At 57.7% G+C, this 25,907-nt stretch carries 19 protein-coding genes; 3 read left to right on the top strand and 16 right to left on the bottom strand.

Annotation, left to right across the window (positions count from 1 at the left end):
* From AC4LF3_RS12990 to AC4LF3_RS12960, 7 genes are all read right to left on the bottom strand, one after another.
* Nucleotides 1–1,017, bottom strand: coding sequence for a ligase-associated DNA damage response exonuclease (locus tag AC4LF3_RS12990; protein WP_125889253.1), 1,017 nt, complete (start codon nucleotides 1,015–1,017; stop codon nucleotides 1–3).
* Nucleotides 1,018–1,110: 93 nt separating this feature from the next.
* The gene (locus AC4LF3_RS12985) at nucleotides 1,111–2,697 is read right to left on the bottom strand and encodes a putative bifunctional diguanylate cyclase/phosphodiesterase (RefSeq protein ID WP_491835432.1); all 1,587 of its coding nucleotides are present in this window, start codon (nucleotides 2,695–2,697) and stop codon (nucleotides 1,111–1,113) included.
* A gap of 185 nt (nucleotides 2,698–2,882) precedes the next feature.
* The gene (gene cobA / locus AC4LF3_RS12980; RefSeq protein ID WP_286787594.1) at nucleotides 2,883–3,641 is read right to left on the bottom strand and encodes a uroporphyrinogen-III C-methyltransferase; all 759 of its coding nucleotides are present in this window, start codon (nucleotides 3,639–3,641) and stop codon (nucleotides 2,883–2,885) included.
* 293 nt (nucleotides 3,642–3,934) lie between these two features.
* Nucleotides 3,935–6,670, bottom strand: a complete 2,736-nt coding sequence (locus AC4LF3_RS12975; protein ID WP_491835431.1) for a nitrate reductase — start codon at nucleotides 6,668–6,670, stop codon at nucleotides 3,935–3,937.
* Nucleotides 6,671–6,721: 51 nt separating this feature from the next.
* The gene (gene nirD / locus AC4LF3_RS12970; RefSeq protein ID WP_010794994.1) at nucleotides 6,722–7,075 is read right to left on the bottom strand and encodes a nitrite reductase small subunit NirD; all 354 of its coding nucleotides are present in this window, start codon (nucleotides 7,073–7,075) and stop codon (nucleotides 6,722–6,724) included.
* A gap of 95 nt (nucleotides 7,076–7,170) precedes the next feature.
* On the bottom strand, nucleotides 7,171–9,612 hold the full coding sequence (gene nirB, locus AC4LF3_RS12965) for a nitrite reductase large subunit NirB (protein ID WP_312271036.1): 2,442 nt from the start codon (nucleotides 9,610–9,612) through the stop codon (nucleotides 7,171–7,173).
* A gap of 282 nt (nucleotides 9,613–9,894) precedes the next feature.
* Nucleotides 9,895–10,395, bottom strand: a complete 501-nt coding sequence (locus tag AC4LF3_RS12960) for a thioesterase family protein (protein WP_074823733.1) — start codon at nucleotides 10,393–10,395, stop codon at nucleotides 9,895–9,897.
* Nucleotides 10,396–10,602: 207 nt separating this feature from the next.
* Between AC4LF3_RS12960 and AC4LF3_RS12955 the strand changes: the two genes are divergently transcribed.
* Entirely contained in the window at nucleotides 10,603–12,288 is a 1,686-nt protein-coding gene (locus AC4LF3_RS12955; protein WP_010794991.1) for a phosphoethanolamine transferase, read from the top strand.
* A gap of 41 nt (nucleotides 12,289–12,329) precedes the next feature.
* Here AC4LF3_RS12955 and AC4LF3_RS12950 read toward each other — a convergent pair whose 3' ends face one another.
* From AC4LF3_RS12950 to AC4LF3_RS12935, 4 genes are all read right to left on the bottom strand, one after another.
* The gene (locus AC4LF3_RS12950; RefSeq protein ID WP_491835430.1) at nucleotides 12,330–14,000 is read right to left on the bottom strand and encodes a bifunctional protein-serine/threonine kinase/phosphatase; all 1,671 of its coding nucleotides are present in this window, start codon (nucleotides 13,998–14,000) and stop codon (nucleotides 12,330–12,332) included.
* A 64-nt stretch (nucleotides 14,001–14,064) separates the two neighbouring features.
* Entirely contained in the window at nucleotides 14,065–15,276 is a 1,212-nt protein-coding gene (locus AC4LF3_RS12945; protein WP_010794989.1) for a nitrate/nitrite transporter, read from the bottom strand.
* A 376-nt stretch (nucleotides 15,277–15,652) separates the two neighbouring features.
* Nucleotides 15,653–16,429, bottom strand: a complete 777-nt coding sequence (locus AC4LF3_RS12940; RefSeq protein WP_010794988.1) for a hypothetical protein — start codon at nucleotides 16,427–16,429, stop codon at nucleotides 15,653–15,655.
* Entirely contained in the window at nucleotides 16,430–16,624 is a 195-nt protein-coding gene (locus tag AC4LF3_RS12935; protein WP_037030397.1) for a hypothetical protein, read from the bottom strand.
* Nucleotides 16,625–16,843: 219 nt separating this feature from the next.
* Between AC4LF3_RS12935 and AC4LF3_RS12930 the strand changes: the two genes are divergently transcribed.
* The gene (locus tag AC4LF3_RS12930) at nucleotides 16,844–18,556 is read left to right on the top strand and encodes a diguanylate cyclase (RefSeq protein ID WP_286787600.1); all 1,713 of its coding nucleotides are present in this window, start codon (nucleotides 16,844–16,846) and stop codon (nucleotides 18,554–18,556) included.
* Between the two features lie 6 nt (nucleotides 18,557–18,562).
* On the opposite strand, the gene AC4LF3_RS12925 is transcribed toward AC4LF3_RS12930, so the two are convergent.
* The 3 genes from AC4LF3_RS12925 to AC4LF3_RS12915 form a co-directional block, all read right to left on the bottom strand.
* On the bottom strand, nucleotides 18,563–19,138 hold the full coding sequence (locus AC4LF3_RS12925; protein ID WP_010794985.1) for an ANTAR domain-containing response regulator: 576 nt from the start codon (nucleotides 19,136–19,138) through the stop codon (nucleotides 18,563–18,565).
* Nucleotides 19,139–19,157: 19 nt separating this feature from the next.
* Nucleotides 19,158–20,363 (bottom strand): CmpA/NrtA family ABC transporter substrate-binding protein, encoded by a 1,206-nt coding sequence (locus AC4LF3_RS12920; RefSeq protein ID WP_491835429.1) that lies wholly within the window; start codon nucleotides 20,361–20,363, stop codon nucleotides 19,158–19,160.
* 164 nt (nucleotides 20,364–20,527) lie between these two features.
* Nucleotides 20,528–23,005, bottom strand: a complete 2,478-nt coding sequence (locus tag AC4LF3_RS12915; protein WP_491835428.1) for a penicillin acylase family protein — start codon at nucleotides 23,003–23,005, stop codon at nucleotides 20,528–20,530.
* A 283-nt stretch (nucleotides 23,006–23,288) separates the two neighbouring features.
* Here AC4LF3_RS12915 and AC4LF3_RS12910 point away from each other — a divergent pair, with 283 nt between their 5' ends.
* Nucleotides 23,289–24,902, top strand: a complete 1,614-nt coding sequence (locus AC4LF3_RS12910; protein WP_312271042.1) for an APC family permease — start codon at nucleotides 23,289–23,291, stop codon at nucleotides 24,900–24,902.
* Nucleotides 24,903–24,951: 49 nt separating this feature from the next.
* Here AC4LF3_RS12910 and AC4LF3_RS12905 read toward each other — a convergent pair whose 3' ends face one another.
* Nucleotides 24,952–25,599, bottom strand: a complete 648-nt coding sequence (locus AC4LF3_RS12905) for a glutathione binding-like protein (protein ID WP_491835427.1) — start codon at nucleotides 25,597–25,599, stop codon at nucleotides 24,952–24,954.
* A 110-nt stretch (nucleotides 25,600–25,709) separates the two neighbouring features.
* Nucleotides 25,710–25,907, bottom strand: coding sequence for an SEC-C metal-binding domain-containing protein (locus AC4LF3_RS12900; protein WP_010794980.1), 198 nt, complete (start codon nucleotides 25,905–25,907; stop codon nucleotides 25,710–25,712).

Raw genomic sequence — 25,907 nt, 5'->3', positions numbered from 1 at the left:
TTAGGCGGACTTCTCGTTGTTGGGCTCGTCGTCTTCATCACCGTATTCCGTGGTAAAGCCTTGGGCATCCAGTCCCTGTTCACGAAGGTAGCGCACCAACACTCCCACAGAGCCATGGGTCACCATGACCCGTTCAGCCCCGGTCTGCTCAATGGCCCAGAGCAGGCCAGGCCAGTCGGCGTGGTCGGAGAGCACAAAGCCACGGTCCACGCCACGGCGCCGACGCGTTCCACGCAGCATCATCCAGCCGCTGGCGAAGGCATCGCTATGCTCGCCGAATCGGCGAATCCAGGTGCTTCCGCCAGCCGAGGGCGGCGCAATGATCAGGGCCTTGCGCAGAAGAGGGTCGTTCTTCTTGAAGTCCCCTGCGTAGTGGGTATCCGGGATGTACACACCGCCTTCACGGTAGACCCGGTTGAGCGGTTCCACAGCGCCGTGAGTCAGAATAGGGCCGATACTCGCATCGATTCCGTGCAGGATGCGCTGTGCCTTGCCGAAAGCGTAGCAATACAGCACGCTGGCGCGGTCTTCCGCTGCATTCTGCCGCCACCAGGCATTGATCTGCGCAAAAATCTCTGCTTGCGGCTGCCAGGTATAAATAGGCAGGCCAAATGTGGATTCGGTAATGAAGGTGTGGCAGCGCACGGGTTCGAAGGCGTCACAGGTGCCGTCCGGTTCTACCTTGTAATCCCCCGAGGCCACCCAGACTTCACCCTGGTATTCCAGGCGGACCTGGGCTGAGCCCAGAACATGCCCAGCCGGGTGAAGGCTGATTTTGACGCCATGGTGATCGATGACTTCGCCGTAGTGCAGCGTTTGCAGATTGATGTCTTGCCCCAGTCGGGAGCGAAGAATGCCTTCGCTGGGCGCTGACGCCAGGTAATGCTGATTCCCCCCACGTGCATGATCGCCATGGGCATGGGTAATGACGGAGCGTTCGACGGGGCGCCAGGGATCGATATAGAAATCCCCAGGAGGGCAATAGAGACCTTCGGGTCGGGCGATGACAAGATCCATGGTGTCGCTCTTGATGGGCTTATCTAATAAGAGCGGAACGGGGCGGATCAGTTCGAGCGGGCTGCGCTCGCCTTGTGACCTGAAAGGGCAGGCCTACATCACCGGCTCTGCGCGGGAGGTGTCCGACCTATAGCAACCGTGGCGTTCCAGCAGCTCAGGAACCTCGGAATTGGGCACCGCCCGGCTGAAGAGGAACCCCTGACCGAATTCACATCCTGCCTCGCGTAGCCACTGGACCTGATAGTCGTGTTCGATCCCTTCGGCAATGGATGGCATGTTCAGACCATGCCCCAGCCCCAGCATGCAGCGCACAATCTTGTCATCCTTGTCATTGATGGCCATGGAGTCGATGAACTCGCGATCGATTTTCAACTTATCAAAGGTAAAGCGGCTGATCTGCGCCATGCTGGAATAGCCCGTGCCAAAGTCATCGACAGCGACCCGTACGCCCAGCTCCCGTAGCAGATCCAGGTTGAGCTTGGCCTGCCGGATATCCTTGACGATGGCGGTTTCGGTGATTTCGATTTCCAGCTGGGAGGCCGCAAAGCCGGTCTCAAGCAGAACACGTTCAATGCGGTCCGGCAGCAGAGGATCGCGCAGGTCGATCGCGCTCAGGTTGAAGGACAGATAAATGCCTGTAGGCCAGTATTTGGCATCGATACAGGCTTTTCGCAGGAGATAATCCGTCAACTCGGTCATCAGGCCGCTTTCCTCGGCCGCCGGAATGAATTTGTCGGGAACGATGGAGCCATGGATCGGATGATCAAGCCGGGCCAGCGCTTCAAAACCAGCAATGGTCATTCCATCCAAGGCAACGATTGGCTGGTACTCGGGCCGGACGTAGCCGTGTTCGATGGACTCGCGCAATGCCTGAGCAATCATGGATTGCTGTTCCAGCATATGATCCTGGGCCATGTCGAAGAAGCGAATGATGTTCTTGCCGTTGCGTTTGCCCTGGTAGAGCGCAACATCGGCGCGACGAAGCAACGTACTGATGTCCTGCCCATCATTAGGGTAATGGGAAACGCCAAATGTGGCCGCCGTCATCAGTGCAGTCGAACCATGGACCATCGGGGTTGCAACCAGACCCGCCAGTCCTTTCAGAATGGCGTGGGCTGCGGTCTCGCTCTTGGCGGAATGCAGCAGAACAGCAAACTCGTCTCCACCCAGGCGGCAAATAAAATCTCCTTTAGGTAGAGCCGTAGCCACACGCTGCGAAATCTCTTCGAGCAACCGGTCGCCCGTAATATGGCCGTATATATCGTTGATGGCCTTGAATCCATCCAAGTCGAAAATGGCTAGGAAGAAGGGCTCTCGCGTGCCGCGTATCGCTTGTGCGAAATGCTCATTCAACGCGCGGCGATTCGGCAGGTGCGTGAGATTGTCATGATTGGCCAGGTGATAGGCTTCCTCCTGCGCCTGCTCGCGTGCTTCGATTTCCTTGCGCATATCCGCGATGCGACGGAATCCGAAGAAGAAGCCGCACCACCCAATGATGATAAATGCCGTTATGCACTCGTCGACTTGCCAGCTTTCGTGTCTGGCGCTGAAAGCTACAAGATGCTCGAAGAAATCACATTCGATCATCACTACAAGCAGTAAGACACCCAAGGCAATGATGCTGGCAACGTCTCTGAAATGCCTTTTATGCAGTGAGTAGAAAAAGGGCTTCAGAGACATGAGCAGCTCGGTAGCAAGATCGAACAAGGGGCAGGGCCTGGGACTGAGGTGAAGTCCTTGTCGTGTTATCGACGGCAGGCTGGCAAAGTTGATAGTAGCATTATGCTACGAATATAGTCTTTGAGCACATAAAGTGACTTGAAGGGAAATACTTGCCTGCCCAATAACGAACAGGCGCTCTCTGGTCACCCGGTAAGTGTCTTCTGAACAGGCTCAAGCGGCAGGCGAAGCGATTCGGCAGCAGACGCGACCTCGCCAATCACAAGAATGGCTGGGCTCTTGAGCTGAAAGAGGGCTGCGTCGGCTAACAGGGTTCCCAATGTGCTTCGGCATTCCCGCTGTTCCGGCAGGGAGGCGTTTTCGATCATGGCGACCGGGGTAGAGGCAGCCATCTGGCCCGCCAGGAGTCCCTGCTGAACATCGTTCAGTCGCGAAACGCCCATATAGATGACAAGGGTCGTGCCACTTCGGGCCAAGGCGTCCCAATTCAATGAGCTGTCATCCTGGGTATGGGCTGTGACCAGCGTAACGCCACGGGCAATGCCGCGATGGGTCAGTGAAATGCCGCAGTTCGTCGCGCCTGCAAGACCGGCAGTGATGCCGTTGACGATTTCGCTTTGAATGCCATGGTTCGCCAGCCATTCGGCTTCTTCACCGCCTCGGCCAAAAATGCATGGATCGCCGCCTTTGAGGCGCGCCACGACCTTACCCTGGCGTGCATAACGCAGCATGAGGCGATGAATGAACGCTTGAGGCGTTGAGCGGCAGCCGCCCCGTTTGCCTACCTTGATGATGTGTGCATGCGGGCAGTGCTCCAGCACGGCAGGATTGACCAGGTCGTCAATCAGGACTACTTGTGCCTCGCCTAATGCGCGAACGGCCTTGAGGGTCAAGAGTTCTGGATCACCTGGACCTGCACCGATCAGCCAGACTTTTGCATTCATGAACATACCCTCGTGTTCTACTCAATCAGGACAAACAAAAAAGGCGCACCCGCTGTAACCAGCAGGGACGCCTTTGTCCGGTTCTGTTCGGGCCTTGAAGGCCTCTTCAGAAAATGCCGCACTCGCCGTTGAGCGCCGCATCCTATGTCAGACAAATCAGTGCAGTGATTATGCCAAGTATTGAAAGTGGGTGTGTAGAGCACTTTTCATCATGATCATGAGTGTCCATTACCTTGTTCTTGCACAGGTTTAGGTACTAGCGCACCTAAACGGTGCGCCTTATTGCCGACGTTTCAGGTATGGACAGGTGTCCGTGCCAGCAAGCGCTTGATCTCTGGAACACAGGAGCCGCACTGCGTACCACAGCCCAGCGACTCCTTCAGCCCGTTCAGGTCAAGCCCTTCAGCGATACCGCCGCGAATGGCGGCTTCGCTGACATTCATGCAGTTGCAAAGCGTTTTGCAACTAACCCCGGTCTGGCTGCCAGGGGGCGTGCTGAGGGGCGCCAACAACCAGCGGCGCAGGTCCTGATCCGCTCGACCTTCTTCCCACAGACTCTTGAGCCAGCGCCGTGCTGCTGTTTCACCTGTCAGGCAGAACGCGGTAATACGGCCCGCCTCGATACGAACCCGCTTACCCACTTGGCGGCGCGCATCGTCATAGGCCATGACCGGTCCGTCCAGCAGGTTAAGGCCATCATAGATCTGTGCAAGCAGGGCCTTGTCGGGTGACTCTCCATGTGCAGCGCGAATAAGCAGGGCCGGACGGTCTCGGCCAGTCAGGGTAAGACTGGCATGGCTAAAGGTTTCAAACAGTGGGCGCAGGGTTTCGAAGCGCATTTGTGCATGGCCTTCTACCAGTGCGTACAGCTCCCAGGGGAGTTCTACCCTTTCCACTTCAATGCCGGCATGTTTGAGCTCCGGTTGCTTGGAGAGCGGATCGAATTCCGAGAGGGTGAGGGCATTGATACCGAGCCCTTTGAGAAAGCGATCCCCCCAGTGCATGGGCAGGAACGCTTGACCCGGTCTGATGTTCTCGTCCGACTCGACACGGACCAGAAGACTGCCGCGACGGCTTTTGACACGGGTCAGCTGGCCGCTCATCAGCCGACGGCGGCGCATATCGTCCGGGTGCAGGGAGAGAAGCGGCTCCTCCACATGGCTGAATAACCGCGCCGCCGTGCCGGTACGGCTCATGCCATGCCATTGGTCGCGTAGGCGGCCAGTATTGAGGGTCAGCGAATAGCGGGCATCACGCTTCTCTTTCGGCGCGGCGTACTCGTCGGCAACAAAGCGCGCCCGCCCTGACGTTGTGGGAAACACACCGTTTTCATACAGGCGGGGCGTGCCCTGGCTGGCGCCGGTGGGAAACGGCCATTGTTGGGGCCCATGGGCATCGATCAGCGAATAGCTGATACCGGAAAGGTCCAGGTCACGTCCTGTCGTCAGGTGCTTGTATTCCTCAAAGAGCGCTTCAGGTGTCGGGAAGACGAATCGGCTGCTTTGCTCAGGGTACAGGCGGCTTTCCAGCCGGCGGGCAAAGTCAAGAGCAATGGTCCAGTCCGGGCGTGCTTCACCCGGTGCGGCGATGGCGCGGCGCACATGGCTGATGCGTCGCTCGGAGTTGGTTACCGTTCCTTCCTTCTCGCCCCAACTGGCCGCGGGAAGCAGCAAGTCGGCATAGCGACAGGTTTCGGTCGTGAGAAAGGCTTCCTGAACCACTACGAACGGACAGCTGGCCAGGGCTTCATGAATTTTGGCCTGATCTGGTACGGACTGAGCCGGATTGGTACAGGCAATCCAGAGTGCCTTGATTTTGCCGCTGTGCACCGCATCGAACAGTTCGATAGCCGAAAGGCCGGGCGTTTCAGGCAGCGCGTCGATACCCCAGTAAGCCGCGACTTCGCTACGGTGACCAGGATCGGCTACCTCACGATGACCAGGAAGCAGGTTCGACAGGCTGCCGGTCTCACGTCCTCCCATGGCGTTGGGCTGGCCGGTCAGCGAGAAGGGACCGGCACCGGGTTTGCCGATCTGGCCTGTTGCCAGGTGCAGATTGATCAAGGCTGAGTTCTTGGCCACGCCTGCAGTGGACTGATTCAGCCCCATGCACCAGAGCGACAGAAACGCGGGCGATTCGCCAATCCATCGGGCGCAGGTCGTCAATGCCTCTACGGTAATGCCGCACAGCTCTGCCACCATGCTGGGGTTATAGTCTCGCACCAGCGCTTTCAGGGCATCAAACCCCTCGGTATGGGCATCGATATAGCGACGGTCGGTCCAACCCTCCCAGAGCAGCAGGTGCAGGATGCCGTGGAAGAGCGCAACATCGGTGCCCGGCTGAATGGCCAGGTGCAGGTCGGCCAACTCACAGGTGTCGGTACGGCGCGGATCGACCACAATGATTTTCATGTCGGGTTGCTGGGCCTTTGCTTCTTCCAGGCGTCTGAACAGGACCGGATGGGCATAGGCCATGTTGCTGCCTGCAATCAGCAGGGTCTGTGCGTGTTCGATATCCTTATAAGAGCAGGGTGGCGCATCGGCTCCCAGGCTGCGCTTGTAACCGACCACCGCGGACGACATGCATAGCCGGGAGTTGCTGTCGATGTTGTTGGTACCGATCAGGGCACGGGCCAGCTTGTTGAAGGCATAGTAGTCCTCGGTCAGCAGCTGGCCGGAGATATAGAAGGCCACGCTGTCCGGGCCATGCTCGCGGAGGGTGTCGGCAAAGACGGTGGCAGCGTGGTCAAGCGCGCTGTCCCAATCGGTCCGGCTGCGTGCCAGCGTCTTGCCCAGGCGTAGTTCGGGATAGAGCGCACGTGCATCCAGATCGCCGGTCAGGTGCAGCGTAGCGCCTTTGCTACAGAGCCTCCCGTAATTGGCTGGATGGGCAGGATCGCCCGTCGCATTCAGGATGCGAGTACCGTCATGTTCGATCAGCACGCCACACCCTACGCCGCAATAACAGCAGGTTGAAGCAGTGATCTGAGTAGCAGCGCCATCACGCGGCTCGTGAGGATGGATGGTCATGGGGTGCTCCATTCTGTTCACGCGGGCCCGGCGGCGAGCCAGGTCAAACGATTAGGCGGCAGTCGTGCTGGCAATGATGTGAGCGCTGCGGCGCGTCTTCTCCAGAGCGAGATAGACGCGTCCGTCTTCTACTCTGACCGGATAACGGTGGGCGCACCCTACATCCGGGGCCAGGGCTTCACCGGAGTCGAGAGCAATCTGCCAGTTGTGCAATGGGCAGGCCACGGTCTTGCCAAAGACGATGCCCTGAGACAGCGGGCCGTGCTTGTGCGGGCAACGATCATCCAGGGCAAAGACATCGTCAGAAGACGTGCGGAAGAGAGCAATGTCGCCTTTGGGACCTTCGATGACCCGGGCGCCCAGTTGAGGGATATCGGTCAATGCGCAGATATTCAGCCAGTTCATGAGGTAATCCTGTTCAAGTCGCGTAAAAGGGATACGCGATGGGCCGCTCCGCAGGAGGGTAGTGAGCGAAGCGATACCCATCGATCAAGAGACGTCTATAGCGCCGCCACCGGAATCCGTTCGAATTCCTTCTTGAGCGCCGTCTGTTCGATGCGCGCCTTCCAGGGGTCCTGTTCCAGCGACAGGGCGAACATCAGCTGCTGATAGAGGTCTTTGCGCCGCTCGGCATCGTCCAGAATGGCAGTCTTGATGTGCTCAAGGCCCACGCGCTGCATGTAGTGCACGGTCCGTTCGAGGTAGAAGGCCTCCTGGCGGTACAGCTCGATAAAGGCCAGGCTGTACTCCATGACCTCTTCAGCCGTTTTCACCTTGGTAAAGAATTCGCCAGCTTCGGTCTTGATGCCGCCATTACCACCGATATACAACTCCCAACCGGAGTCCACACCAATGATGCCCACGTCCTTAATACCGGATTCGGCGCAGTTGCGCGGGCACCCGGAGACGGCCAGCTTGACCTTGTGCGGTGACCACATGCCGAACAGGGCATGTTCCAGATCAATTCCCATCTGGGTCGAGTTCTGGGTGCCAAAGCGGCAGAACTCGCTGCCCACGCAAGTCTTCACGGTGCGGATGGATTTGCCATAGGCATGGCCGCACGGCATGTCCAGATCCTTCCAGACCCCGGGCAAATCCTGCTTCTTGATACCCAGCAGGTCGATGCGCTGGCCTCCGGTGACTTTCACCATGGGCACCTTATATTTGTCGGCCACGTCCGCGATACGACGCAGTTCCGCTGCGCTGGTTACGCCGCCCCACATACGGGGAATAACCGAATAGGTGCCGTCTTTCTGAATGTTGGCGTGTGCGCGTTCGTTGATGAAGCGGGACTGCGGATCGTCCTTGGCTTCGCTCGGCCACGTGGAGATCAGGTAGTAATTGAGTGCCGGGCGGCAGGTGGCGCAGCCATTAGGCGTTTTCCAGCCCAGGGCCGTCATGGCTTCGGGAATGGTCGTCAGGTGCTGCTCACGGATGGCCTGACGAACGAAGCCATGGGTATGGTCAGTGCAGTTACATACCGGTTTTTCGCTCTTGGGCTTCACATCGGCCGCACCGCCCACCGTATTGATCAGGATCTGCTCTACCAGACCGGTGCAGGAGCCGCAGGAGCTGGCCGCCTTGGTGTGCTTTTTCACCTCATCCACGGAGAGCAGGTTGTTTTCAGTGATGGCCTTGACGATAGTGCCCTTGCAGACGCCGTTGCATCCGCAGACCTCCATTTCGTCGCTCATCAGCATGGCCTTGTCCTGCCCCTGATGGCCTGCATCGCCTATGGCATGCTCGCCAAACATGAGCAGGTCACGGATTTCGCTGACGTTGTGATTCTCACGAATCTGGCGAAAGTACCAGCCGCCATCTGCCGTATCGCCGTACAGGCACGCGCCGACGAGAATGTCGTCTCTTATCACCAGTTTCTTGTAGATACCGCCAATAGGATCGGAGAGGGTGATCTCCTCACAGCCTTCACCGCCCATGAAGTCCCCGGCAGAAAACAGGTCGATGCCCGTAACCTTGAGTTTGGTAGACGTCACCGAGCCGTGATATTCGGCGGTGCCCTGAAGGGCCAGATGATTGGCACACACCTTGGCCTGTTCGAACAAGGGGGCTACCAGGCCATAGGCAATGCCTCGGTGCGCTGCGCATTCTCCTACGGCGAAGATGTCTGGATCTGAAGTGCGCATCGTATCGTCGACGGTCAGGCCGCGGTTACAGGTCAATCCGGCTGATTCAGCCAGCGTATAGTTGGGACGAATGCCGGCAGCCATCACGACCAGATCAGCAGGTATTTGATCACCATCGGCGAAACGAACGGCGCAGACACGACCTTTGCCGTCATCGAGCAGCTCGGCGGTCTGCTTGGGCAGCAGAAAGTTGAGGCCACGGCTTTCCAGGGCGGTCTGCAAAAGGTTGCCAGCCGTCTTGTCCAGCTGGCGCTCCATCAGCCAGTCACCGATATGAACGACGGTGACGTCCATGCCGCGTAGCTTGAGGCCGTTGGCCGCTTCCAGACCCAGGAGGCCACCGCCGATAACCACTGCGTGGCGATGCGTGGCTGCCGTATCGATCATGGCTTGGGTATCGGCAATGTCACGATAACCAATCACACCCTCCAGATCCTTGCCCGGAATGGGCAGAATGAAGGGGTTGGAGCCGGTGGCAATGATGAGTCGATCATACTCTGCCACGGTGCCGTCTTCGGCTATGACGCGGCGGTTCTGACGATCGATTTCCGTAACCCTGCGATTGAGATGCAGCTCGATAGCGTGCTCGGCGTACCAGTTGAGGTCGTTCAGGACGATCTCCTCAAAGGTCTGCTCGCCAGCCAGAACGGGGGATAGCAGGATGCGGTTATAGTTCGGGTGTGGTTCTGCGCCAAAGACTGTTACGTCATACAGGTCAGGGGCGAGTTTGAACAGTTCTTCCAGGGTGCGTACCCCAGCCATGCCATTGCCGATCAGTACCAGCTTGAGCTTTTTCATCAGGCGTCTCCGCAAGCTGCCCACCGGGCGTGCTTGAAATCGAGGCAACAAAAAAGGCGTCCCGCACATGAATGCGAGGACGCCTTTGTCCGGTCCCGTTATCGGCCTGCATAGGCCTGTCGGGGGAGCGCTGCCGTTCGCCGTTGAAGGCTGCGCTTGATGTCTGCCTAGATACTAAGCAGGGGACGTGCCAAGAATGTAACTGCCTGACCTGGCTCTATTTTTGTCAGGAGATCCTGACTATTCTGAGCTTTTTTGCACCACTTTGAAGCGCATTGCACATTATCCGTGCGAACTTTCCTTGATAGGCGTGACGTTCTGCGTGCTGGACGCTGGCCGATCACTGACCCAATTAACCTTGGGGAAAATACGGTGGAAAGGCTTGGGCATAGGCTCGATATGCTTTTCGCGATAGTTGTAAAAGACAAAACCGCACTTGGCGAGCGCAATGGTGGTGTCGGTATCCGGCCGAGTAATGCGGAAGATGATATCGCCCCCGTATTTATTGAAGTCCATGACCCCAATGTCAAATTGCAGCTTGTCCCGCGCAAAGGCTTCAGCCAGATAAACGGTCGCAAGATCCGTCACCATGGTGCCGATGCCATCCTCGGCACCATCCCGGATACCGTAGTAAAACATGAAGCGTGTACGAGCTTCTGAAATCATGGAAATCATCGACTCGTTACTCAAGTGGCCACCGGCATTGATGTCGGTACTGCGGACCGTTTGATGGGTAGTAAAATAAAACTGGTCGCTTGGAAGATTGAGTTCGATGCGGGCCATGAGGAGCTCCCTATGATCTTCTTATTGAGGGTTATGCTTGGAGCTTAGCAAGCATGCCGTCTGGAATCACGGTTCCTTCTCTCTTTTACACCCTTGAGGGGCAGTTTGAGAAGCAATTAAGTGAAACGTTTTTACAAGGCTTTCTTCACGAAACGTTGACGAGCCCCTCACCACACTTTTGTCATCTTATTTCAAGAGTTGTACGAGATGCTGAAGTTGAGACCGGTTCGTCCCGAGTGGCTCACGCTGATCGTGAGTGCGGCTTTCCTGATTTTTTACAACGTCCCACTGTGGACTCACCTGTTCGACGTGGTGACACCTCTCGATATGAAAGGTGTGCTCACCTTGGGCGCAGTGGCTGTTCTGTTCTTGGCAGCGTTCAACCTGATTCTGACCTTTTTTGCCTTTCGCTGGGTTTTCAAGCCGCTGCTAAGTGTGCTCTTTCTGAGTGCCGCAGGGGTTGCCTATTTCATGAACCAGTACGGTGTCATGATCGATACCGAGATGCTCCGTAACACGCTGGAGACTGACACGGCTGAAGTGGTGGATCTGCTGTCATTCAAGCTGGCTGCCTATCTGCTTCTGCTCGGCGCGCTGCCGGTCTGGCTGCTCTGGAGGACACCGGTTCAGTATCGCCGGTGGCCGCGCGAGCTGTTGAACAAATCCATTGCCAGCGGCCTAACCGCCGCGGTTATAGTCGGCGTGGCCATGCTCAACTATCAAAGTCTGTCTTCCCTGTTCCGTAACCATCATGAGATCCATATGCAGCTGACGCCCAGCAATTCTGTGGGTGCCTTGATCAGCTATGTTCATGACGCGACGGCCAAACCCAAGGGTCCGCTGCGCGAGATCGGTACGGATGCTGTACGCCTGGCGCCCGTCAGCGCCGGTGCGCACAAGACATTGACTGTTCTGGTCGTTGGGGAAAGCGCACGTGCCGACAACTTTGGCCTGGATGGCTATGGCCGCGATACAACGCCCGAGCTGCGCCAGGAGGAGGGCGTGATCAGCTTTACCGATATGCATTCCTGCGGCACCGAGACGGCAGTATCCGTACCCTGCATGTTCTCCAATCTGACCCGCGCGCATTACAGTGACAGTGTGGCCAAAAGTCAGGAGAACCTGCTTGATGTGCTTAAGCGGGCTGGATATGACGTGATCTGGCGCGACAATCAGGCCGGCTGCAAGGAAACCTGTAACCGTGTGGCCTTCGAAAGCCTGACAAAGGCTCAGGACCCGGCATTCTGCAGCGATGGCGAGTGTCATGATGAAATCCTGCTCAAGGATATACAGGGCATCATCGATCACATGCAGCGCGACACCGTGCTGGTGCTCCACCAGATGGGCAGCCACGGCCCGGCCTACTTCAAACGCTACCCGGCGGCCTTCGAGCACTTCACCCCGGTATGCAAGAACAACGAGCTGAGCCAGTGCTCACGGGAAAGTATCGTGAATGGATATGACAACACCATTCGCTACACTGATCATGTCCTGGCGAGCCTGATCAATACCCTGCGTAACAACCAGGACAAGGTGAGTACCGCCATGTTCTACCTGTCCGATCATGGTGAGTCATTGGGTGAGTACAATGTATTTCTTCATGGCATGCCGTACGCCGTAGCGCCGGATCAGCAGAAGCATATCGCCAGCGTAGCGTGGTTTTCTCAGCCGTATCAGCAGTCGATGGGGATGAATAGCCAGTGTGTAGCGGTCCACCGGAATGACTCGCTCAGCCAGGACAACCTGTTCCATTCCATGTTGGGTCTCCTGCGTGTCCATACCCAGGTCTATAACGCAGAGCTGGATTTGTTTGCCAGCTGCCGTCAGCTCTCAGGGGCAACCGTGGCCAGTACGAGCCCGTCAACGCAACCGCCCGCGAACAAGCTCAACTGAAACAGGCGAGCTGGCCTTGGCTGGCTGGCTCGTCAGATCGATCAATGGCGATACAACCAGAGCAGCACAGCGGCGAGGTTGATCAGTAACGAAACGCAGGCCACTGTACGCCAGAATTTCAGTGGCTCGCGCTCTAGCAATGCCTTGGGCGGTAATACAGGTTGCCGCTCGCCTTGCTCCAAAAGTAATAAGGCTTCCTCTGCCGTCTCGAAACGCTGGGCTGGATCGACCGCTACACCGCGCAGTAACCAGTCGTTCAGCCAGAGCGGTACGTCGTGCCGATAGCGCAGCACACGTTCCGGCTGTTGAAAACGCGGTCGCTGGAAGGCCTCTATTTCTCCGTAGGGATAATGGCCTGTCAGCAGGTAATAGAGCGTAACGCCTACTGCAAAGAGATCCTGCTGCGGCCCTGGTGCGGCACCTTCGAACGTTTCGGGCGCCAGATAGCTGGGCGTACCCGGCACTGCGCCCTCGCATTCATGGGAAAGGCCAGGGCAATAGGCAAGGCCAAAGTCCAGTAGCCTGAGTTCGCCATCATTGCCCCGGTGCAGATTCTCGGGTTTGATATCCCGGTGCAGAATATTGCGCCGATGCAGTTGACCCAGAGCGCGCAAGAGGCGGGTTGCGGTATCCAGCCATTCGCCAAGCGGAAATGGACCGGCCTGTTTGAATTGGACAGCCAGCGTGCGGCCCGGGTATTCACGCTGTACGTAATACAGGTGCTGACGTTGAGGCAGTGGATGCAGTTCGACAAAAGCCCTTCCGGCGACCCGGCGCAGAAACCACTCCTCCATCAGGAGCGCCTGCATGGCCTGGGTATCACCTTGCTGACCTGGGGCGAGAGTCTTGAGCAGCCAGGGCCGCCCGGCGCTGTCACGCACGCGATACAGCCAGGACTGCTGAGAGATCGCCAGGCGTTGTTCGACCTGCCAGCCCTCGAACATCTGGCCCTCTTTGAGTCGTGGTGGAACAGGCCAGCCCGCTACCTCGGCGAGGGCATCCGCCAAGGGTTTGTCAGGCAGGGCGTCAACACGTACCAGTAATGCACTGGCATTGTCCTGACTGCCCGCCAAATGGGCTGCGTGGATCAAGGCATGGGCCACTGACATGGGGTTGGCTTCATCCAGCAATATACGTCGTATAGCCGCATCACCCAGGCAGGCCCAGACCCCATCACTGACCAGCAGGAAGCAATCACCGATTTGCAGATCACCTTCATGAAAGTCCACGATCAGATGAGCTTCCAGCCCCAGAGCACGTGTCAGAACATGTTGCATGCCGGGCTGTTGCCAGACGTGGTCTTCTGTCAGACAGGAGAGTGTCTGGCCTCTAAGGTGATAGGCCCGACAATCGCCTACATGGGCAAGGGTGTAGCGGTGCCCTCTGAGCACAAGGGCCGTCAGCGTCGTCAGTAACGGCTGGCCTTGGGCCCCGGCTTGTAGCCAGCGGTTCTGTGCCAGGAGCAGACGATCCAGTGACTGTGCAATAGGCCAGGTTTCGGGCGTTGAGTAATAATCCATCGCCACCGCCTGTACGGTTGAGCGGGCAGCCAATCCGCCGTCGGCGCAGTGGCTTACTCCATCGGCCAGGGTAAACAGATGCCCCTTGCTGAGTGCCAGAGCGGGAGCCGGCGTGACGCTACGCAGGGCGTCCTGGTTTTCCGGTCGTGGACCGGTGGCCGTGGCTTCACCGATGCTCAAGGTAAGGGGCATGGATTCGGTCAGGAAGTAGAGAGGTTTAGAAGCGAAATGCCCGTCGTTTGACGGGCGCTTCGAGTTAAACGCGTGCAGCAGACACGGCCGCCGATCCCCAGGTGGTTCTCCAACGCCGCTTCACACTCAGCAGACCAAACCAGGCCAGTACGCCCAGGCAGGCGAATAGCCAGAGGCCCAGCTGATAATCACCGGTGGATTGCTTGATGGCACCAAGGCCCGCCGTCAGGACAAAGCCTCCGATACCGCCCGCCATACCGATCAAGCCAGTCATGACGCCGATCTCCTTGCGAAAGCGCTGCGGCACCAGCTGGAAAACCGAGCCATTGCCTGCGCCCAGGCTCAGCATGGCGACTACGAACAGCCCCAGGGCGGCCGTTGCACTGGGTAGATGGAAGCCTACTGCGGCAATACAAACAGCTGCCACGGTATACATGCCCAACAGGCAGCGGATACCGCCAATCCGATCAGCCAGCGCGCCACCCAGCGGCCGCATCAGGCTACCGCCAAAGACGCAGGCAGCGGTGTAATAGCCGGCAACGACGGGCTCCAGGCCATATTGGTCATGAAAGTAACCCGGCAGGGTACTGGCAAGCCCGAGAAAACCACCAAAGGTCACGCTATAGAAAAACATGAACCACCAGCTGTCCTGGTCACCCAGGGCCTTGGCATAGTCGGCTAGTTTCTTCGGCGCAGGCCGCTGCGGTGCATTGCGTGCAAACAATACGAAGAAGACGAGCGTAGCGACCAACGGAATCAACGCCCAGCCAAAGACGTTGGTCCAGCCGAACAGTTTTGCAAGACCAGGAGCGAACAGCGCCGCGAAGACCGTTCCCGAGTTGCCGGCACCTGCAATGCCCATGGCCTTGCCCTGATGCTGCGGCGGATACCATTGCGAGGCCAGCGGTAGGGCGACGGCAAAGGAAGCGCCGGCAAAACCCAGGAAGAGTCCTAGCAGCAGAGCCTGCTCGTAACTGTCGATACCCATCTGCCACGCCACGAATAGCGCCGCGATGACGGCGATCTGGCCAATAATGCCTGCGGTCTTGGGCGAGAGCGTGTCAGCCACAAAGCCGAGGATCAGACGCAGCACGGCGCCTGCCAGAATGGGCGTGGCGACCATCATGCTGCGTTGCTGAGTCGTCAGTTGCAGGTCGGCCGCGATCTGCACGGCCAGCGGGCCAAGCACGTACCAGACCATGAAACTCAGATCGAAATATAGAAACGCGGCGAACAGGGTCGGCGCATGGCCGGCTTTCCAGAAACTCGTGTTCATTCGTGCACCTCGTAATCAACGATGTACCCGCCACGCGGCAGGGCCTCAGTTCGAACATCACAAGGCGAACGCGCCTGACGTGCGTTGTGAAATGCCAGGCATTCAGCACAACCGCGGAGCGTCCACCCGCCCCGGGCATTGGGGCAGAAACGACAAAGGCGCCACGTTGCCCTCTGCCGGAGCAGGAGCAACGCGACGCCTTTGTCGTAGGTGGGTAACCGCCGTTGGCTACCGTTACGGATGGATTAGCAAACGCCACGCCAAGTCAGCAAAGCGCTCTAGCCTGCGGTTTTAACGTCAGACCATCCGCCCGTCTGAATCATTACAGCGCATCGTGGATAGACATGCCCGGATATGGGGCACAGGCATCGTCTTGTTAAGACGTTACATGGTCCGGCTTTTTACTGCGGACAAAGCGCTCGTAGGCATCAAAGTCGAACTTGGTCGCAGACAGGATCTGGCTCTGCTTCAGCGTGAGGTAAATATCCTTGTCCGCATCGGCATAGTGGGTCGTGAACGTTACCCAGAGTTTGTCCTTGTCCCGATAGCCACTCATGATCGGCTTGATGCAGACCTCCTGATCGGCACCTTCCGTTTCGCTGGGTTCGCCCAGAGTCGTGATCTTGCCTACATAGACCTTGCGCTCCTCCAGGGAGAGCATCAGGGTTTCACGGTTGATCGTGGCATTGAATAGCAGGTCATCCAACGGGCTGTCCTTGAGAATGCCGGCCATGAGAAACATCGCATAGTTCTCTTCCTTCAACCCATGCCGCCGCTTGATGTAAGCCTTGGCCAGAAATGCCCAGGGCCTTGGGATCATGAGTGCGGTCACGGTAAGGATAAGAATCCAGGAGAGCTGGGCGGCCTGGCTCGCATCCTCAATGGCATGGGTCCGCAGGATCAGGCTTGCCAGGCCGGAAAAGTAATCGAGCGAAAAGGTACGGCCTGCCACCGTCCAGTCATGCTGGGCCACGAGCAGAAACAGGATGAGGTTGAGGGTCAGCGAAAGAAGCGCGCAAAACAGACCCAGTCGGGCGCTCTGCAAATAGAGATACTGTCCCTCGTAGCGATGCAGGCGATAGTAGAAAAGCGGGTGCTTGTGACAGACGAGAAACCCGCTAACCAGGATAGGCAGAAGAAGGAGAAGAAACATTTAGCCGTTGATAAGGCGCTTGGCTCGGTCGAGATCCTGCTTGAACTCCGGCGAGTCGAACACTTCTTCAGGATCAATCCGGATGGTACCGCGGCCCACGACCCGAAGGGACTTGTACGAGTTGTTGATCGTTTGCGCCAATTTCCGCTCTTCTTCCGAAGGCGCTCTGAACAGACCGATCAAGTGTTTGAGCATGATGATGTCCATACGGGGTTTCCGGGCTTATAGCCTAGATAGGGGCCGCCTTCAAGAGAGATCGAACAAACCTGTCGCCTGCCGGAAAAAACAGGCAGACTTACCGGTATGACCGTTGTTCTGCCTTTTTGCTCGATTGCTTCCTGCAAACACTGCTTATGGATTGATCAGCAGCGGCTAGACTTCTAATCCGATAGATGCATCTCCTGGAAACAAGCAATGACCAAGACTGCTTCGCAGTTGCGTAGCCGATTCAGCCTAATCATCGCCATGCTGGTTCTCAATGTGATTGTGCCTCTTAGCAGCACCAGCTGGATTCGCAGCGGCCTGGATAACTACGAAGCAGCTGAAATGCGCCTCCAACAGCTGCAGCGCTTATTTTCAGCAATCAAGGATGGTGAAACCGGCCAGCGTGGGTTCATCATTACAGGCCGTGAAGATTATCTGACGCCTCTGTTTCAAGGATATGCCGAGGTCGACCATCTTGTGATTCCCTTGCGGCAAGCAATGGATGCGAAGCAGTACCCTGAGTTTGCTGCCCTTCAGGATATGATCGGTCAGCAGCGAGCCTATTGGAATGGCACTATTCAGCTGCGCCGTGAGCGGGGGCTGTCCGAGGCAGTAGCACGGGTCAGCACGGGGGAGGGAAAACGGCTCATGGATACCATTCGACAGGAAGTCGCCACGATTGAAAATCGTATGTCGCAAGAGAGCCTATTGCTGTCCCGGCAGGTGGAATGGCGTCGTCAGATCATCCGTATTGCGCTCCTGCTTATTGCCATGCTCGATCTGGTCCTCGTTGCGATTCTTTATAAGTTCACGTTCCGCGTACTAAATGAGACCAAGACAAGCGAAAAACGCCTGCTTGAACTCTCAGAGCAATTAAGCGACGGCATGCAACAGCTCGAACTGCGCAACCGTGAAACGGAGCTCATGAGCCGTATGGCCAGCGCTTTGCATTCAACTACGGACTTTGCCGAGTGCTACGACATCATCACCCGGTTCGCCAGCCAGCTGTTCGGATCCGCCCCAGGGTGTATTCATCTGTATCACCCCTCGCGGGATGTCCTGGAACTCGCAGGAGCCTGGAACGGCTGGGTTGAGCAGAAGACTATGTTCGAGCCTCACCAGTGTTGGTCGGTGCGTCGTGGGCAGACCCATGATGTCCAGGACGTAACCAAGGATCTGGTCTGTCCCCATCTGGTCAATGTCGTCCAGGCGCAAGGCGGCTACATCTGTGTGCCACTGATGGCGCAGGGTGAGCCTATCGGTGTGTTGACGCTGTGCGAGCATCCCACCTCAGGACTCAAGCTGGCCGAAGCCTTTGCCGAGCAGGTATCCCTGGGCGTGGCGAACCTGGCCCTGCGTGACAGCCTGCGTCATCAGTCCATCGTGGATGCGCTGACCGGACTGCACAACCGCCGTTTCCTCGATGAGACTCTGAGCCGCGAACTGCTGCGTGCCAGTCGCAACCAGACGACAACGGCTGTCGTGCTGTTCGACGTGGATCACTTCAAACGGTTTAACGATACTCACGGCCATGAGGCTGGCGATGCGGTCTTAAGGCATTTGGCCGTGGAGGTTAAACGCCTGGTCAGGGCTAGTGATCTGGCCTGCCGCTTTGGTGGAGAGGAGTTTGCCCTGGTATTGCCCGAGTGCACCCAGGCAGGCGCCCTGGCGCGTTGCGAGGCGCTACGTGAGGCGGTCAGTCACATGCAACTGGTCTATGGCGGTGCACCTCTGGGCCCGGTCACCATTTCGCTGGGTATTGCCATGTATCCACAGAGCGGCCAGAAAGCCGAGGAACTGCTGCAGGCCGCTGACAAGGCGCTCTACGAAGCCAAGCGGCAGGGCCGCAACCGGGTCTGCTTGAGTCAGACGGTCACTGCGCTGCCAACCTCGCCAGCGCACTCCGTGCAACAACGTCAATGAGGGGCTTTACATGCCGAGCAGCTCGTTCATGGAGATGATCTGCTCGGCGACCTGAACGAGCTTCTGCTGTTTACTCATGGCCTGGCGGCGCATCAGGGTGTAAGCCTGTTCCTCATTGCAGTCCCGCATTTTCATCAACATGCCTTTCGCCAGCTCGATTCGCTTGCGCTCGGCTAGTTGCTGTTCCCGTGCCTGCAGCTGGGCGCGCAGAGCCTGATCGGTTTCGAAGCGTGCCATGGCCACGTCGAGGATCGGTTGCAACCGTTGGGCATGAATGCCTTCCACAATATAGGCGCTGACGCCTGACTGAATGGCCTGGCGCATGACATCCGGATCGTGCTCGTCGGTAAACATGACGATTGGCCGAGGGCGGTCTCGCGTCACCAGGCATACCTGATCCATAACGTCACGGCTGGGCGACTGGGTGTCGAACAGGATGACATCGGGGCGGATCGCTTCGATTCGGGCGGGCAGGTCTATGGTCAGGCCGGACTCTTCGATTACGTCAAAGCCGGCTTCCAGCAGGGCGGCCTTCAGGCGGCCTACCTTCTTCGGGGTGTCGTCGATAAGCAGAATGCGCATGGTGCTTGTCGCCTCGAAGTCAAGTCAGTGGATTAAGCATGGCGTCAGCCAGGGCATGCAGGGTAAAGCTGCGGGCGTAGCCTGCCGGATCCTGTCCATCCCATACCCGGCCGTCAATGAGCGTAGCGCTGCGCAGGGGCTGATCAGGAACCTCCACGCCTATACGCGCTGCCGCCTCGCCGTAAAGCGAGAGCTGCTGTACCTGACGGGCCACTCCCACGTAGTCAGGGTCATTGCGCAAAAGACCCCAGCGGCGGAATTGAGTCATGAACCACATGCCATCTGATAGATAGGGTATATTGACTGCACCCTTATGAAAGAAGCGCAGGGGATGCTCATCCTGCCAGCGCTGCCCCAGTCCATTTGTGTACTGACCTAACATGCGCGGCTCGATGGCGCTTACCGGTGCATTGACATAAGCGGCGCCGCTGATCAGTTGTGCAGTGCTGCGACGATTCTCGAGGCTTTCCTCGATGAACCGGCTGGCATCGAGCAGGGCACAGATCAAGGCGCGGGCCGTGTTGGGGTTCTGCTCGGCAAACGCACGGGTACAGGCCAACACCTTTTCTGGATGATCCGGCCAGATGGATTGCGTTGTAGCCAGGGTCACGCCCAGGCCTTGCTCAATGGCCGAGGCGCCCCAGGGCTCGCCTACACAATACCCATCGATTCGGCCGGCGCGTAAATGCTCCACCATCATCGGTGGAGGCACCACAGCGGTGCTCACATCTTCCAGCGGATGGATGCCTTTGGCGGCCAGCCAGTAGTACAGCCAGAGCGCATGAGTCCCGGTGGGTAGGGTATGCGCCAGCACAAGCGGAGCCTGCGAAGACTGCTGAATACGGTGTGCCAGTGCTTCAGCTGTAGTGACACCTTCGGTCGCGAGCGAGGCTGAGAGGTTGATGCTTTGCCCATTCTGGGCCAAGCCCATCAGGACAGCCATGTCGGTAGGTGACGAGCTGCCCAGCCCCAATTGCAGGCCATAGATCATGCTGTACAGGCTGTGCGCCGCATCTAGCTCGCCATTGAGTAGGCGATCCCTCAGGGCTGACCAGGACGGCTGACGATGTAGGTGCAGGGTCAATCCGTAGGGTTGAGCAAATCCTTGAGTGGCTGCCACGATCAGCGAGGCAGCGTCGGTCAGGGGCATGAAGCCCAGATTTACAATGCTCCGTTCTGGTGCATCCGAGCCTGATACCCAGGCGAGGGCGTTAATCGTCGTCATAGCAAGCCTTGGCAAAAACATAAACAAAAAAGCGCCGTTAAGGCCGATAACAAGGGTTATCGGCGCAGAACGACGCCATTGTCGAATATACGGTCAGCAAATGCCGCCGTTGGCACTTGCTTCTGAAGAGACATGAAGCAAGTGATATGCCAGGGCCGGCTCGCTTACTGGGCAGGCGTTAGCGTCAGACGACGCGTGCCATAAACACGATCCAGATTGTGCGGCTGGAAGGGGAAGCTGGAATACTGACCTTTCAGCCAGGGTTCGATGCCCTTGCCGTAGTAAGGGCTGGCTGGATTATCCGACTGCCCCTTGCCATCAATGGCCATAAACGGTTCCGGCTGACCAAAATCCACGACCATGCGCAAGCTGTTGGCACTGTGTGCCCCAAAGCCGTTGCCCCAGCCATAGGCCGAGCGATCCAGTGTCGAGAAGTCTCCGCCTGCTGGATATGCCCGGCGAGCGGGATAGCGTGTACTGGTACCTGGCCGGGCGGCCGCCTGTTCGGTTTCGCCCTGCCAGTCATACGTGTGCAGACGCCCCCATTGCCAGCTGTTTCGGTCAATACCCATGACCTGCTCGCATTCGGCAATGGCTGAGGCAAGCGCCTGGGCAAGAATGGCCGGCTTGTCGTGCCTGGCTGTCGTCTGGGTATCATTCCAGAAAGGACTATCGTCCCGGGTCAGAAGATGATCGATTTGAGCTGAGTAAGAGAGCAGGGCGATCCGGTTGAGGGCCTGCATCGCCGGGCTGTTGTTTCCTCCCAGTTCATCGGCAAAAGTTAGTCGAGCGGTAGCCTGCAGAAATGCTTCATAGACGGCCGCATCGGCTGACGTGGCCAATAGGCGCCCATCGAACGTGCCGATTCGGCGCAAGGCCTCGCTGGCATGTGCGCGTTGCTCAGCCGGTAGGGCCTCGATGGCCGATTTGAGGGGCTGAGCCATGCCCGGTGCGCTCAGCATGGCCTGGACCTTGGCGACCAACGGTGAGGTCTGGTCTGCCTGCATGGCCATCAGGTTGCGAGCTTCCAGCCGTGTCTGCGAGCCTGCAAGCTGAGCGATACGTTCGGCCCGCTCGGGAGCCTGCCATGAGCTCGACAGCTGCATGCCATACCCCAGCGGCACCGTACGGTTGCCCGCATTGCCAAGCCACCCTTGGGAAGGGTCCTGGTCATAGGGATGCAACATCGGGTCGGCAAAACCATCCCATTCATAACGATCGGTCCACCCGGGTGAGGGCAGCAGCCCGCGTCCTTCGCGGCGGTTGGGGTATAGGCCGGTCACCTGCCACGCAACATGTTCGGCGTCGGCAAAGACTATATTCAGCGCAAGCGCTCGGATGTCTCGGGTTATCTCGAACGCGCGGTCAACATCCTTGGCCCGGCTCAGGTCGAATACTGCATCCATGGATTTGTCCGTATCGAGCGTAGCCCTGCGCAAGGCCAGACCATAACCGCTTTGCTGGCCGACTTGATGATTGATCAGCGGGCCATGCCGGGTTTCGAAGACAGTCTCTCGTACCGGCCGCTGGCCTTTGATGAAAAAGGTCTCGGAACGGACCGCTGCAGGTGTCCATTTTCCATTGACCTCGTAGCTCAAGCCGCTGCCCTGGGTGCGTACACGTTCAAGATACAGATCCTGAGTGTCGCCCATGGCTGGAGAAGACGACCAGGCCAGCTTGCCGTTGTAGCCGGAAAGAATGAACGGCGTTCCCGCCAGGGACAATCCTGCCGCCTGGTAACGGGGCGCACGAACCTGTACGTAGCTCCAGGCCGATGACAGGGCAAGCGATTGGCTGAGGTCACCTGCCAACAAGCTCTTGCCGCTGCGACTGCGTTGCGGAGCAATGGCCCAGCTGCTTCCGGCGGGAACCGTCAATCCGTTTACCTGGGCGAGGCGTGTTGAGGCTGCGTTCAACGCCTCCAGCCCTGGGATCTGTCCCGCCAAGGACAAACCCTTGAGTTTGGCAGCTTCGTCGACGGGAATCGGCTCATCGGGATAGCTGGGCAGCAACCAGGCCAAGGTATCGGCACTGACCTTCTGTGCCAACGCCAGACTGGCCAGTTCCTCGTTCAGATTGACGGACAGACTGAAATCGAGCAGAGCAAAGAGCAGGGCGGAGTCCTCAGGCTTCCAATATTCAGGCTGATAACCGGTGGCGGCCAGATCTGCTGGAAGCTTGTTCCGGTAACGGAACAGGTAGGCGTTAACGCCGCGAGCGTAGACCTCTAGGAATTTCTTCAGGCGTGGCGATGCATTCTTGCAGGCAGTTTCTGCCGTTTTCCTAAGATTGACCGCACGCATAAGGCGATCGGTGTCCAATGCGTCCGGCCCTGCCATTTCTGCCAGCCGTCCTTGCGCCAGCAGGCGCAAGGTAATCATCTGGCTTAGTCGATCCGATGCGTGGACATAACCCAGCGTGAACAGTGCATCGTGAAAGGTCGATGTTTCGATCAGGGGCACGCCCAGTTCGCTTCGCCGAATCGACGCGTTTTCTGCAAGCCCCTTGATGGGTTGAACGCCCGAGCTGGGTGTAAGGCTATCCGTGTCACGTTGATCAAACGTTGTCTGGCAGCCCGCAAGCCCCAGTACTGAAACAAGACCAAGGCGACCCAGATGGCGCCGGTAAGCAGGAAAATCCATGAACGGATAGTCTCCAGAGGAGCAGGGTTTCAAAAGCGCGCTACGTTAGTGAGGCGTTGTTATCCAGGCAAGCACTGTCCAGTCCATTCCGCCAGCGGGTGTGATTTTTCTGACCAGTGAAGCGGATCACACTTGTTTAAAAACGACATTTAATCCTTATCACGACAGAAACATTCTGACATGATTTGTCGCTTCGCCAATTGGACGGGCGACTTTTGGCCCGTTGTTGCTCTGTTCATCGGCCTTGAGTCCGTCTTTTAAGGCGCTGACCAAGGAGTACACGATGTCGAATGAGCGCGCGATCCGTCGCGATTTAGGGCCTCTGGCTTTAATGTTTACTGGGCTGGGGTCGATCATCGGATCCGGCTGGTTGTTTGGTGCCTGGCATGCTGCCCAGCTGGCAGGCCCTGGGGCTATCTATGCGTGGTTATTAGGTGCAGTGATCATTCTTTTCATCGCGCTGACCTATGCCGAGCTGGGTGCCATGTTTCCAGAGTCGGGCGGCATGGTGCGCTATGGGCACTACTCGCACGGCTCTCTGGTAGGGTTCATTGGCGGATGGGCCAACTGGATCGCGATTGTATCGGTCATCCCGGTCGAGGCAGAGGCTTCTGTTCAGTATATGGCGTCCTGGCCCTGGCAATGGGCGCAGGACCTTTACAGTGTCAGCAGCGGTCATGGCGAGTTGAGTACAACCGGTCTGATACTGGCCGCGCTTCTGGTAGTCGTGTACTTCCTGCTCAACTTTTGGGGCGTCAAGCTCTATGCCCGCAGTAACAGTGCAATCACGATATTCAAGTTAGTGGTACCGGCACTGACCGCCATAGCGCTCATGCTGTCAGGTTTTCACAGTGAGAATTTTACTGTTGGTATCACCGGCGAAGACCACTCCATCAGTATTTCGGCCGTTCTGACAGCAGTAGCCATCAGCGGCATTGTGTTCAGTTTCAATGGTTTCCAGAGTCCGGTAAACCTTGCAGGCGAGGCGCATAATCCCGGCCGCAGCGTACCCTTTGGGGTAATCGGTTCGATCATTATCGCCACGGTGATCTATCTTCTTCTCCAGGTTGCCTTTCTAGGCGCCGTTCCTCCTGAGCATCTGCACGAGGGATGGGCAGGTCTTGAATATAGCTCACCTTTTGCCCAACTGGCGCTGGCCTTGAACCTGAACTGGCTGGCCTTTCTGCTCTATGCGGACGCCTTTGTCAGCCCGAGCGGAACAGGCGCTACCTATACCGCCACCACTGCGCGGATGATCTATGGTATCCAGCGCAACGGCAGCCTGCCGGCCATGTTTGGGCATGTACATCCCAAGTTCGGGATTCCCCGCCCGGCCATGTGGTTGAACCTTGCGGTGTCCTTCATCTTCCTCTTTTTCTTCCGGGGCTGGGGCACACTGGCGGCAGTTATTTCTGTTGCCACGATCATTTCCTACCTGACCGGGCCGGTAAGTGTCATGGCATTGCGGCGGACGGCGCCTGAGCTCTATCGCCCTTTGCGAATCCGAGGGCTGTCTGTTTTAGCCGCACTGGCGTTCATTTTCGCCACTGAGCTTCTCTACTGGGCCAAGTGGCCTCGGACAGGTGAAATTATGCTGCTGATCGTGGCGGCATTGCCCATATACATCTACTACCAGGCCAAGCAGGGGTGGAAGGGTTTCAGCCGTCATTTCCGCGGCTCGCTGTGGCTGCTGTGTTTCCTGCCGGTGTTGGCAGCGGTCTCCTGGGCGGGAAGCGACCGTTTCGGTGGCCAGGGTTATCTGCCATACGGAGGGGATCTGGCGGTAGTGGCGGTGATTGGTCTGGTGTTTTTCCTGTGGGGTGTATCGGCTGGCTGGCGCACGCCAGCGGTTGAAAAGGCGCGCTTCCACGATGATGACGGTCAGCCTCTGACGTGATCATGACAGGCGTCGGTCGCTATAGCGCTGCCGACGCCTGTTCTGGCAATCAGCTCGCCGCTGGCGGGTTTACCTTGTTGACGAGGTCATAGGCGCGGACAGTAGCGGTTCGCATGCTAATCGTCTCAAACCACCGCTTGATATTGGGATAGTCTTCCAGCTTTTGCTGTTGCCATTCGTAGGGCACAATCCACGGATAAATGGCCATGTCGGCAATGGTGTATTCCCCATCCGCCACAAAGTCCCGATCTTCCAGTCGCTTGTTCAGTACGCTGTAAAGGCGCGCGGTCTCGCTCACGTAGCGATCAATCGCATAAGGAATCTTCTCTTTGGCGAAACGCCCGAAATGGTGGTTCTGACCGGCCATAGGGCCCAGACCGCCCATTTGCCAGAATAGCCACTGCATGACCTCCTGACGTCCGCGGATATTCAGTGGGATGAATTTGCCGGTTTTTTCTGCCAGATAGAGCAGGATGGCGCCAGACTCGAACAGCGTCACGGGGCTGCCATTATCTGCCGGGTTCTGATCGACAATGGCAGGAATCTTGTTGTTGGGCGAAATCTTCAGAAAGTCTGGCGCAAACTGTTCATCCTTCATGATGTTGATGGGATGAATGCGGTAGGGCAGTTCGGCTTCCTCAAGAAACAGCGTTACTTTGTGGCCGTTGGGGGTAGTCCAGTAATAAAGATCGATCATCAAGGCTCTCCGGGGCAAAGGGTACTGCCAAAGGAGTGACCGGGCTGGACGCTTACAGTTCGAAAGGAACGATGAACGAGAGCGGCCCACATCAGTGGGCCGTCATTTATTCATGAAGCGCCGTGGCACTTCTTGTACTTTTTCTCGCTTCCGCACGGGCAGGGATCGTTGCGACCGATCTCTTTGAGTGGGTTGCGAACAGGGGTAGCTGGACCATGATTGCAATGCGGCCCATGAACATGGTGATGATGGCCGTGATCGTGGTCATGATTGCAGTCAGGGCCGTGGACGTGGGGTTGCTGGTTCAT

The sequence above is a fragment of the Pseudomonas sp. C2.3V genome, from assembly GCF_058536325.1.
This window is presented reverse-complemented; position numbering and strand designations above follow the sequence as displayed.